This window comes from Tunturiibacter gelidiferens (genome assembly GCF_014201335.1).
GTDB lineage: Bacteria > Acidobacteriota > Terriglobia > Terriglobales > Acidobacteriaceae > Edaphobacter > Edaphobacter lichenicola_E.
In genome coordinates this window covers 176,493-189,591 of the sequence record NZ_JACHEB010000008.1, presented here as the reverse complement: position 1 = coordinate 189,591, position 13,099 = coordinate 176,493, and the positions used below count along the sequence as shown (strand labels likewise).

Annotated in this window: 4 protein-coding genes; 3 read left to right on the top strand and 1 reads right to left on the bottom strand. The window is 53.3% G+C overall.

Annotation, left to right across the window (positions count from 1 at the left end; all coding sequences use genetic code 11):
* The first annotated feature begins 36 nt into the window (after positions 1 to 36).
* Positions 37 to 1,230, top strand: coding sequence for a multicopper oxidase domain-containing protein (locus HDF14_RS16985; RefSeq protein ID WP_313899610.1), 1,194 nt, complete (start codon positions 37 to 39; stop codon positions 1,228 to 1,230).
* A 1,089-nt stretch (positions 1,231 to 2,319) separates the two neighbouring features.
* Positions 2,320 to 3,465, top strand: coding sequence for a sugar transferase (locus HDF14_RS16980; protein ID WP_221304745.1), 1,146 nt, complete (start codon positions 2,320 to 2,322; stop codon positions 3,463 to 3,465).
* A gap of 1,285 nt (positions 3,466 to 4,750) precedes the next feature.
* Here HDF14_RS16980 and HDF14_RS16975 read toward each other — a convergent pair.
* Entirely contained in the window at positions 4,751 to 6,043 is a 1,293-nt protein-coding gene (locus tag HDF14_RS16975) for a choice-of-anchor D domain-containing protein (protein ID WP_183978933.1), read from the bottom strand.
* Between the two features lie 702 nt (positions 6,044 to 6,745).
* Here HDF14_RS16975 and HDF14_RS16970 point away from each other — a divergent pair.
* A complete protein-coding gene (locus HDF14_RS16970; protein WP_260698342.1) occupies positions 6,746 to 11,725 on the top strand; it encodes a beta strand repeat-containing protein in 4,980 nt (1,659 codons plus the stop codon).
* Positions 11,726 to 13,099: the final 1,374 nt, after the last annotated feature.

Genomic DNA, 13,099 nt, shown 5'->3' with positions numbered 1-13,099 from the left:
GATCCCTTAGTTTCTCTGGCAGGAAGGAAAGATGGAGTGTTGAGACGTCAGTATCGGGAAATCCCATTTGTTTGGGCCTTAATATTTATTTCCGCTGTGAGCCTGGCTCAGGAATCCCTGCAGATGCCGTCTCACGCGCAAAAGCATGTGACCGTTCCGTCACCGCCAATTGAAAATAAACACGATGCCTTGACAGCTGAGAAGGAAAGACCTGGGATTGTACGCACATACTATATAGCGGCCGACGAGGTGGACTGGGACTACACGCCGCGCGGACGGAATCTAGCTGGATTACCCCATGCTGAGTCCGCAGAAGACGAGTCTGGCGGAGCGCCGCGGCATCGTGTCTTCCACAAAGCGGTTTACCACGAATACGTCGATGGGAGCTTCTCGACAGTAAAGATTCGTCCTCAGCAATGGGAACATTTGGGTATACTAGGCCCGCTTATACGTGCAGAGGTCGGTGACTCGATCCGGGTCGTCTTTAAGAACAACACTCATCTTTCGGTAACCTTGCATCCACATGGCTTAGAGTACAAGAAAGATGCAGAGGGGGCCATGTATACCGATGGAACTTCCGGTCCGGTGAAGGCCGACGACAAGGTTGTGCCTGGTGGAACCTATACTTATCTTTGGACCGTTCCGGAGCGGAGCGGGCCTGCGGCAATGGACGAAAGTTCAGTACTGTGGATGTATCATTCTCACTTTGTTGAGTCTACGGATATAAATACTGGTCTCATTGGCCCCATTATTATTACGAGGCGGGGTATGGCGCGACCTGACGGATCACCAAAGGATGTCGACAGGGAGTTCATAACAGATTTCGCATTGTTTGATGAAACGGATAGCTGGTTTTTCGAAGGTAACGCCGGTAAGCAGATCAGGGCACTCCGTTCAAAAACTCTCAATCCTGCGCTTCGCGAACAAAATACACTTTACTCAATTAACGGCTTTATCGAAGCAAATATCCCTTTAATGACAATGAGAAAAGGAGAACATGTTCGCTGGTACCTGCTCTCCAACAGCAATGAAGACGATATTCACATGGCTCACTGGCATGGAAATACAGTCGTGTGGAACAAAATGAGGATGGATTCACTCTCGCTTGGGCCCATGGCGATGGTCACAGCGGACATGGTGCCGGATAGTGAAGGAATCTGGTTATTTCACTGCCACGTCAACGATCACTTTGTGAATGGAATGGTAGGGCTGTATCAGGTATTACCTTAGTGGGAGCTTGTCACACAGAGTTGGCAATCGTCTTTCGAGAGTTTGATTGTGAATCGAGTTGTGACGGATTGTGAAGTCCGCTGCATATTTCCTACCCATCATCGGATTCTTCCCCATACTTTTTGCCAACTCGGCCAAAGTTCCCTGAAACGTTCGAACTCAACTCGCACTGAAGAAGCTTTTAGCCGTATCTTTCAAGGCATCTTTTCCTAACTGAGCAGAGATTGAACAATCTTTTGCACACTTTTTTCATGCAGAAAGTGGTCCACGGATTGATCCTTCCAAAAACTTCCCTAAGATTTCGCGAATCTTCAGACCACGTTGATCAGGCTTAGCTGGAACTCACGTAGAAGACGTCCTTTCGGCTGCGAAACCAGTAAAGGGGCAGTGGTCTAACCCGAATAAATCCAGGCATTTGTCTGGTCTCCGGTAATGGTCTGCCGAGAACCACGGAAAACTGTGCGAATCTGGATCAAAAACACAAGGCTAGATGATTTTTAGCTGGCACTCCAATTGCTTGCAGTGATAGTAAAGATAAAGTTGTGTCAGTTGGATCCCGAATTTTCAACAGTGACTGTCTGTAAGTCACCATCGCGAAGCGTCGCCTAAATCTTAGCCCGCTCGATTTGGAGAGGCATTTAGCTGCCTGCGGTTGAAGCACCCTATTCACCGGATATGTTCCTATTCGAGTGGCCGAAATAGGGCATTTGCAATTCGAGGTGTAATCCGGATGCTATCAATTAACACTGCACCCGCACCGGTAGACACTTCAGAGAGAGGGAGTCGAACTCTGCCCGGAGGGAGGCGCCGCCCTCCAGCCTACTCTTTCATCGAAGTTGGAGATCGCATCAGGGTGCGTTCGGGTTTGCTAGAGGGCCTGCAAGGATTCGTTTTGCGTTGCAAGAATGAGCGCAGATTTATCGTTCCTATTTCGTTGATCAATCAATCTGACTCAGTTGAGATTGATTGATCAGTTGCTGGAACCGATCGTTCTTCAGCCGCATAGGGCACCGTAGATACAATAAATTGCCGACTGGCAGGGTATCAATCATTATTGCTAGATATTCCGAGAAATTAAGGATTCGTCGAATGGCTACCCAGAAACGTGCATTGTTACCGTGGATAAAGAATGAGCCTTACGAAGACGATTTTGCTAACTCTTTTGAGAGGCGACTCGAGTTTGCCTTGATCCAGGAGGCGGCCTTTGTGCAAATGCTTCGATTTGAACGACGACGGACTGAGCGTTCTGGTAAGCAATTCATGCTTGTTCTCATAAGTGGTGCAGACTTTCGTGGTGAGTCTAGTGGCATGCTGATTAGCAATTTGGTGAATGCAATATCGTCCACGACAAGAGAGACAGATGTTCTAGGATGGTATGAACGAGACGTAACATTGGGACTTCTTATGACCGAGATCGGTATGGTTGATCCCTTGACCATTAACACGATCATCGAGAAAATTTCAGTTGCGGCGCAAACTACTGTAAGTCCTGAGAAATATCGGCAACTGACTCTTACTTATCGCGTCTTCCCGCATGATTCGTCTAAACCATCTGACAAAGATGGCGATTTTGTACTCTATCCCGATCTGTCAAGGAGACAAGCCTCGCCTAGGAAGGGCCAGATTGTCAAGAGAGTCCTCGACATCTGCGGTAGCTTGTTCGCGATTCTCGCCTTTCTTCCAGCGTTCGCGATTATCGCCCTGCTTGTGAAGTTGACATCAAACGGACCAGTACTGTTTTGTCAGAAACGAGTTGGCCGTTATGGAAAAGAATTTCAGTTTTATAAGTTTCGAACAATGTCTACGGATAACGACCCTCGGATTCATCAGGAATATGTCGCGAAACTTATAGCGGGCGATATTTCCGGGTCGACAGGTATATATAAACTTGTCAACGATCCCAGGATCACTCCTCTGGGCAGATTTCTCCGAAAAACTAGTCTTGATGAACTGCCACAATTTTTCAATGTACTGAAGAACGACATGTCCCTCGTCGGACCGCGACCGCCTCTCCCTTATGAGTTTGAACGGTACCAGACATGGCATAAACGGAGAGTGCTGGAACTGAAGCCAGGATTGACGGGACTATGGCAGGTCGAAGGAAGATCTCGTACTACATTCGATGAGATGGTGCGCATGGATCTTCGATACGCAATCCAACAGTCGTTTTGGTTCGATCTCAAAATTATCCTGCAAACGCCCTCGGCTATGTACTCCGGCCGGGGCGCATGTTGAATATGGGCCGGAGAAAGCGCGAACGGTCGTGAGATTCGAGGCTGTGCGGGAGGGCTAGGTTGAAACTATGCAACTTGATTGCAAGCATTTGCCAAAGTGCCATCCGCACGCGGACGTATCAGCACCTAGCACGCCAGTACGAATCGCCACGCTCCGGCCGCACCTCTCGCAGGATAGCGAAATCTTCTATCTCCCCAACATAAAAGAACCCGCCTAACCAATAACCAACGGTCTCAGCTGAGAGTCCGTAGGGAGGAATACAAGCTGAGCTGACAAAAGCGATGACGGTGAGACCAAAGATCGTCCCCCCAACGGCTGCGTATTCTTCGGTGCCGGGATCGGGGTCTGAACGGTTGTAGAGTTTGCCGCGCCCCTCGAACCTCACCGATTAAACGGTACGATTGAGCGAAATCGGTAATAACATCTGTAGATGTTATCCGGTCGTGGGGGTTCAAGTCCCCCTCCAGGCACCAATCGCCTAAAGAGTCACAAAAAGGCCACTCCTTGACGGAGTGGCCTTTTTTGCGTGCACCTGTTGCGCGGTCGGCAATTCGGACACTTGACATCACTGTCGCCGGCTATGTTTGTAGACCGGATTGACGCGACTCACCGCCCAGTGTGTCGTGCGACCTACGTCAAAAATGGCGAATTGGGTGCCGTGAAAACGGCTGCTCGAAAGTTTCCGTAATTTCGAGTAAAGACGTCGTGGTAGTCGTGTTCCTCAATTCAAGGTAAAGTCCAGGTCCGTCGAAAACTGGCGCTGCCGAGATGCATCTTCCGTCGGCACGCGCCCGAGGGACCAAACTTATCGCTGCCCCTTAGAAGTGTCAAACAAAAGATAGGAAATGCTGTTCATACTTCTTTCATAACTTTGCTAACAATCTAAGTCGTTGAAGATGAAGGGAAGCGATGTCTCTTCAGGTCTGAGGTATATCTGACTAATCCAAAAAATGACAATTACGTCAGCAGCCCAGCTAAAGATGAATGAGTTACGAACCTGCATCCCGGTAACTCCCAAGTACCCTACTCCCAGTTGGATGGTCAATATCAATTGTGGCGGCCGAAACTCAGAATTACCATTCCGAATCAAGAAAGTCCCAGTCTTTGAACGCAGACTCGCCTGTTACAGATTGGCAGGTCAAAGCAATTTTTCCGGACAAGCTCGCCCCGGTGACGTGATGTCATCGGGGCGAGTTGTTTGCAGCTGTCGTCAGGCTGTCGATATTCAGCGAACGATCGCTGTCAATAGTATTGAAATGCTTGGAGTCGACTATGGGTGTTGCGGTTATGGCACTTTTGCGGATATCTGATTGGAGAAGGAACTTTCTGCTCCGCTTGGCGCCGTTGCCGTGATGACATAGTAGTAGGTAGTCCCTGAGGTTACGGCGCTGTCGGTATATTTCGTTGGGACTACCGTTGCGTTGTTGACCTTGGAATAGGATCCTCCCGAAACAGTGGAGCGGTAGATGTTATAGCCAGCGATCCCGGATCCGGAATCACTCCATGAAAGGGTCACTGAGTGCTGCCCTCCTGTTCCGCTCAGTGGCACTGCCAACGATTTGTTCGAGGCGTTGCTTGTGATCGCTAATGTCCCCGAAGCAGAACTATTGGCTGTTGGCTTGAAGGTGACGGTCAACTGCGCCGATTGTTTGACCGCGAGGGTAAGAGGAGTTTTCACGCTAGTAAGCGAGAACCCTGTTCCTGACACGCTGACTGCAGACACGGTGACAGCTGCTGACCCTGAATTGGTGATCGTTGCGGTCAGTGACTTTGTGCCGTTGACGGTTACATTTCCGAAACTCAATGTAGTGGGGCTGGCGGCCAACGTTCCCTGCGTGGCGGAGACGCCGGTGCCGGTGAGCGACACCGTCAGTGGCTGAACAGACGAGACGGTGCTGGCAAAGACGATCTTACTGGTTGCAGTACCGGTTGTAGTGGGTGAGAAGACAGCTGTGTAGCTCTGTGTTTTTCCCGGAGCCAGCGTGAATGGCGTCTGAAATCCGGAGACGCTGAATGGCGCCCCAGGAGCCTGAACGGAATCTATAGTCACGGTCGTCTTGCAGTTGCTTGTGATACCAACAGAAGAAGAGATCTGGAATCCGTCGTTCGTGTTCGGAAAAGTGATCGTGGCTGGAGTCTGCGACAGTTGACACGCGTATGAGGTTGATTGCGCGGGGACTGTAACGGAGGTTCCATTGACCGTGATCTTCTGAGCTGTCGCCTGCTCCTGCACCTGCACGGTTTTCTTCACACCGGGGTCTGGGTCCACATTGCCGAATGCTGCTTTGCCTATGACTATGCTCACGGTGGCTCCAGACGCGGCGGGGGTGAAGGTCTTGGTAGAGGTCCACTCTGCGGGTGCGGGTGCTCCAGCGCCTGCGGTGCACGCACCGGGAGTGGCATGTGCAGCGCAGGTGGTAGCTACCTGACCGAAGCGAAGAGTGATCGATCCTGTTGCAGTGACTGTCTGTCCCTCCTGAGCGTTCAGAGTGAACCAGACTGGCGTGGTCTGAGAGTGGCTGAGTGCGGGAAAGGTGAAAGAGAGTGCGGTGAGCGCAACCGCTAACAGTTTGGACATCAAGTGTTTGTTCCTACCTTATCTGGGGAATCTCTACAAACCAGAAAAGGCAGGGGAGGTAAAACACTTGATAGATCGGGAGCCGTTGCACCAGAACTTGGGGAGGTCAGGTGTTTTGGTAAAGAACTACTTTTCCCACGATAAAGGAGCGCGGTATACCCTAGTATACCCGATCAACTACCAATTGCAGGTCAGAAACTGGTTGATGATTTGATGAATTTGTTCGGAGAGGGCGAAGTCTAATCATTCTCTCAACTCGTCCAAAATTTCTCTGCCCTTGAATCTGAAATTTCTGCGCTCCGGACCCTGAGGCCTTGCTAAGGGACAAGTGTAGCAAGTGGGCCGAAGCTGATTCCGGTATTTTTACGATCAGAATATTTGAACAGGGCACCTTTTTGCTGTTAGTCGACTTGGCAACTCAATGGCCAATCATTCAGGCCTTCCTGACCAATTCGTGTCATTGTTCGAAGTTGTAAATGGAACTACCTTCTACCTGAGAAGTGAGGCCATCCCCACTCCCCTGGCCTTAAATAGGTTGATTCTAAAACGATTGTTTTCGGTTCAACGAAACCGGGAAAGAGTTAAGCCTCCGAGCGGCTTCGATCTGCCGGACAGGCAACCGATCCCCTTTGCGCACATCCTGTTCCTTTTCCCTTTTTTATCTGCCTCTGAGTCGTGCACGTTTGCAACCTTCAAGAGGTGATGTTGGTGTCAGATATCTACGCGATTTTTTTGTCTTCGGGCCAGGGTGTATCCGCCGTGTCCACTATCTTCTCTGAGGATACGTTGTCGAAACGAAGTGGGCACCGCATTCGATCTGGAGCAAAGACGCTCGGGTTCTTCGGATTGACAAAAGCTTTACTATTTGCCCTTGCATGCTGCTTGACAATAGCGGCGTCGGGTTGCGGATCGGGAGCGATCGATCCAGCTGCTGGAGGTGGTCTTGTTGTATCCCCCGGCAGCGTCAATTTTGGAAACGTGCTTGTTGGTCACGAGCTTGATAGCAGCGTAAAGGTGACGAATCGTGGCTCTGCGTCAATAGCTGTCTCTCAAGTGAATGTTTCAGGCCAAACGTTTGCGCTTGTTGGTAACGCCAGTATGCCTATGAGCATTTCTGCTGGTGGCAGCTACACTTTAAAAATTGGCTTTGCGCCTGCCGCCGGAGCTAATTATTCCGGGCAGGCCACGCTTATGGGTACGGCGGGGCAAATGGTAGCGCAAGTCCCATTGCAGGGGCAGGGGACATCTCAGACCGCTCCACAATTGACGGTGAGCGCTGCAGGTCTGAGCTTTGGCAGTGTGACAGTGAACACGCCGACGACACAGTCGTTGACGCTGACCTCGACGGGAACCTCGCCAGTGAGGGTGAATTCTGTTGCAATCACTGGGGCCGGCTTCACAATCGTCGGGGGTAGTTTTCCGCTTACGCTGAACCCGACGCAGACGGCGACGTTGCAGGTGCAGTTCGATCCCACATCTCCCGGAGCGGCAAGCGGTCAGATCACAATTAGTAGTAATTCGGCGAGTGACAACACGACGGTAGTGACCCTGACTGGTACAGGGGCGACGGCGTCAAGTCCTCAAACGAGCCCTCATCTGGCCGTGAGTGCTACAAGTCTGAGCTTCGACAATGTGACGGTGAACACGGCGACGACCCAATCGTTGACGCTGACCTCGACGGGGACTTCGCCGGTGACGGTGAACTCCGCGACGATCACTGGTGCTGGCTTTACGATTGTTGGCGGGAGTCTTCCGGCTACGTTGAACCCGACGCAGTCGATGACGTTGCAGGTGCAGTTCCTGCCGACAGCAACAGGGACAGCGAACGGTCAGATCACATTCGGTAGTAATGCAACCACAGGCAGTACGATCTCAGTTGCTCTGAACGGTACGAGCACAGCGGCGCATAGCCCGCAGTTGACGGTGAGCGCTGCGAGTCTGAGCTTCGGCAGTGTGACGGTGAACACGGCGACGACCCAATCGTTCACGCTGACCTCAACGGGGACTTCGCCGGTGGCGGTGAACTCTGCGACGATCACTGGTGCTGGTTTCACGATTGTTGGCGGGAGTCTTCCGGAGACCTTGAACCCAACCCAGTCGATGACGTTGCAGGTGCAGTTCCTGCCGAAGGCGACAGGATCAGCGAGCGGCCAGATCACAATCGGCAGTAACTCATCGAGCGGGAGCCCGAACCTGGTTACTTTGAGTGGTACGAGCACAGCGGCGCCTAGTTCGCAGTTGACGGTGAGCGCTGCGAGCCTGAGCTTCGGTAGTGTGACGGTGAACACTGCGACGACCCAATCGTTGACGCTGACCTCGACGGGGACTTCGCCGGTGACGGTAAGTTCTGCGACTATCACTGGTGCTGGCTTTACGATTGTTGGCGGTAGCCTGCCGGCTACGTTGAATCCGACCCAGCCGATGACGTTGCAGGTCCAGTTCCAGCCGACAGCAACTGGAACAGCGAGCGGACAGATCACGATCAACAGCGACTCGTCGACCGGTTCTGCTGCGCAGGTGACTCTGAGTGGTACAAGCACAGCGGCGCCGAGTCCGCAGTTGACGGTGAGTGCTTCGCGCTTGAGCTTCGGTAGCGTGACGGTGAACACGGCGACGACGACGCAGTCGTTGACGCTGACGTCATCCGGGGCTGCGCCGGTTACAGTAAGCTCTGCCACAATCACTGGTGCTGGCTTTACGATCGTCGGGGGTAGTTTGCCAGTGACGTTGAGCCCGACGCAGTCGATGACGTTGCAGGTGCAGTTCCTGCCGAAGGCGACAGGATCAGCGAGCGGCCAGATCACGATCAACAGCAATTCATCGACCGGTTCCACTGCGCAGGTGACTTTGGGAGGCACGAGCACAGCGGCGCCGAGCCCGCAGTTGACGGTGAGCGCTGCGAGCTTGAGCTTCGGCAGCGTGACGGTGAACACGGCGACGACGCAGTCGTTGACGCTGACCTCGACGGGGACTTCGCCGGTGACAGTGAACTCGGCTGCGATCACCGGTGCTGGTTTTACGATCGTTAGCGGTAGCATGCCGGTCACGCTGAATCCGACGCAGGCTGTGACGCTACAAGTGCAATTCCTACCGACGGTGACAGGATCAGCGAGCGGCCAGATCACGATTGGCAGCGATTCGTCGACTGGCAGCACAACGGCAGTGACTCTGAGTGGTACGAGCACAGCGGCGCCGAGCCCGCAATTGACGGTTAGCGCTGCTAGTTTGAGCTTCGGTAGCGTGACGGTGAACACGGCGACGACACAGTCGCTGACGCTGACGTCGACGGGAACTTCGCCGGTAGCGGTGAGCTCTGCGACGATCAATGGTGCTGGCTTTACGATCGTCGGGGGAAATTTTCCGGCGACGTTGAATCCGACGCAGTCGATGACGTTGCAGGTGCAGTTCCTGCCGACGGCAACAGGATCAGCAAGTGGTCAGATGACAATCAGCAGTAACTCGCCGAGCGGGAGCACGAATCTAGTTACTCTGAGTGGTACTAGCACGGCGGTGCCGAGCCCGCAGTTGGCGGTGAGCGCTGCTACCTTGAGTTTCGGTAGCGTAACGGTGAACACGGCAACGACGCAGTCCTTAACACTGACGTCGTCCGGGACGTCGCCGGTGACGGTCAGTGCCGCGGCCATCACCGGTGCTGGCTTTACGATCGTTGGGGGAAATTTGCCGGTGACGTTGAATCCGATGCAGTCGATGACGTTGCAGGTGCAGTTCCTGCCGACAGCAACTGGGACAGCGAGCGGTCAGATCACGATAAGCAGCAATTCATCGACCGGTTCCACTGCACAGGTGACGCTGAGTGGTACGAGCACAGCGGCGCCGAGCCCGCAGTTGACGGTGAGCGCTGCTAGTTTGAGCTTCGGTAGCGTGACGGTGAACACGGCGACGACGCAATCGCTAACGCTGACTTCGACGGGAACTTCGCCAGTGACGGTGAGCTCTGCGACGATCACCGGTGCTGGCTTTACTATCGTTGGCGGTAACCTGCCGGCGACGTTGAATCCGACGCAGTCGATGACGTTGCAGGTGCAGTTCCTGCCGACGGCAACAGGATCAGCCAGTGGTCAGATCACCATCAACAGCGACTCGTCGACGGGCTCCACTGCGCAAGTGACTCTGAGTGGTATGAGTGCGGCGGCGCCGAGCCCGCAGTTGACGGTGAGCGCTGCTAGTTTGAGCTTCGGCAGCGTTACGGTGAACACCGCGACGACGCAATCGTTGACGCTGACCTCAACGGGAACTTCGCCGGTGACGGTGAGTTCTGCGACGATCACCGGTGCTGGCTTTACTATCGTTGGCGGTAACCTACCGGCGACGTTGAATCCGACGCAGTCGATGACGTTCCAAGTGCAGTTTCTGCCGACCGCGACAGGATCGGCCAGCGGTCAGCTCACCATCAGCAGCGATTCGTCGACCGGTTCTACTGCGCAGGTGACTCTGAGTGGTACGAGTGCGGCGGCGCCGAGCCCGCAGTTGACGTTGAGCTCTGCGAGCTTGAGCTTTGGCAGAGTAACTGTGAATACGGCGACGATAAAGTCGCTGACACTGACGTCGACTGGGACCTCGCCAGTAACCGTGAGCTCTGCGACGATCACTGGTGCTGGCTTTACGATCGTCGGAGGCAATTTGCCGGCGACGTTGAACCCGACGCAGTCGATGACGTTGCAGGTGCAGTTTCTGCCGACGGCAACAGGAACAGCCAGCGGTCAGATTTCGATCAACAGCAATTCGTCGTCTGGTAGCACGACTGTGGTGACCTTGGACGGCATGGCCTCGGCGGCGCCAAATCCGCAGTTGACGGTGAGTGCTACGAGCTTGAGCTTCGGTAGTGTAACCGTGAACACAGCAACGACGCAGTCCTTAACGCTGACATCGTCTGGGACGTCGCCGGTGACGGTGAACTCTGCGGCCATTGGCGGGGCTGGCTTCTCAATCGCAGCTCAGAGTCTTCCGATGACACTGAGTCCGACCCAGTCGATAACATTGCAGGTACAGTTCGATCCGACCGCGACTGGATCGGCTGGCGGTCAGCTCACTATCAGCAGCAACTCGACTAGCGGAAGCACGATCTCGGTTACGCTGAGCGGTACCGGTACGGCGGCGAATCCGCAATTGACGGTGAGCGCTGGAAGTCTAAGCTTCGGTAGCGTAAAGGTGAACACGGAGACGACGCAGTCCTTAACCTTGACCTCGTCGGGCACGACGCCTGTGACGGTGAATTCTGCGACGATCACTGGGGCTGGGTTCACCATCATTGGCGGGAGCTTTCCGGCAACACTGAATCCTAACCAGACTCTGACGCTGAAGCTGCAGTTCGGGCCGACCTCAGCCGGAGCGCTCACTGGACAGCTTACGATCAGTAGCAACGCGACCAGCGGAAATATGGCAACAGTCTCTCTGACGGGGACAGGTACCGCGGTCGCGCATCAGGTCGATCTAAGTTGGAATGCACCGTCCGGTTCTGACGATCCTGTCGCGGGGTACAACATCTATCGGGCGACCGGTGGCGGATCCTTTACGCGCATAAACTCCTCGCCTGACACGGCGGTCGATTACGTAGATGCAACAGTGGTAAGTGGGACTACTTATAGTTATCAGGTAACGTCCGCTGATGCTAGCGGTCGGGAGAGCATTCCAACGAGCCCGGTAACGGTAACGATTCCATAGTGTTTCAGAAAGCTGTTCTCTCCAACGGGAAGCCAATTGGTGGTAGTGGTGCACCCGAGTTTTAGCCTATTTGAACTTATTTGCTGAAGTCTTTGGTCAGGCCGCACCACTTTATGTCGAATGCAGCTTAATTCTCGATGGCTTCGACGAGCCTGTCTCAGTGAGAAAGAACATTCGTGTGATTGCCCTGACGGAGGTGAGGGCGTAGGAGTCGACAAGTCACAACTTAAGTGAACCGGTATGTACTCGGTGCTGAGCCGTTTGATCGCTGCCTAATCGGCGAGACTGATCGCCAAGAATGGCCTGCGACGTCATCAGTCAGCACGAGAGGTATGGTCGAGCGGAAAGCAACCGACCTTCTCAGAAAAGCGCCGGATCAGATTTTCTCTCAGGCTCAATAACTTGCTTGAAACCTGGTCCCGCCAAAACACCGTCCCGCTGCCTATCTTTTGCCAAGTGTGAGAGGTGGCCGGCTTCCCGATACCTCTAAGGCGGCCCAGCCTGTAATGAAGAGAGACTGAGTTTCTCCCCTTCGATCTTGGCTCGTGTTTTGCGGACCACTCGCGTATCGCGTTCCGAAGATGATCGTTCCCAGAAAGAAATAAATAGGAGCCTATTCCTGAACCGGGGACATCAGCCAACACACTTTCTTCCTGGACTTTCAGATTGACGATTAGTTCGGAGGTGGCGCGGGAAATCGCTCACAAACACATTAAGGCGCTCGATGTATCCGGTTTGATCTTCTGGATTCCGCCCTTCACCCGTTTCAGTACGCATGGTCCTCTTCTTCAGTCGCGCACTGGGCAGTGGTAAAAAGTTCAATATGAACAATATAGAGTTACTCGAGTATCCCTGAAAAGTGCAAGCTCGTCTTTTTCGATAGGCACTCCGCACAAAAGTCCCCGCAGTCCAACACTTCCATACGAAGAGGCTCACCACTATGCATATTCGCGCAATCATTCCATAGGAACTCAGGCAGTATTCTTGATCGCTTGAGGCATCTTTGATATAAATATAGTGAGCATTCGGGAAATCAACACTTAGCCAGAGTAGTAACCAATAAGTGTGATTGCGTCCCTCCAGTAGGAATGTCAGTCTTAGTCGTGACGGGTGAGGCATTTCCCGCTCTTCTTGTGATGTTGCCTAGTAAAACTATAAACGCTGTATAACTTTTGATTTTGTACGAACGTTGGGAATGAAAAGGCGACCTGTGGAGCTCATGCTGGTTGCCAGGTAAGACACAAGCATTCCCTGCATCGGACGCCCTGGGAAATTGGCGGCCTGCTTTCGTGCAAAACTTGCAATGTTACCTCTTTTCTTTTTTGCTCTGCCCTCTTAGTCCAAGTAGTTTTTGCACGTTTCAAGAGGTGATGT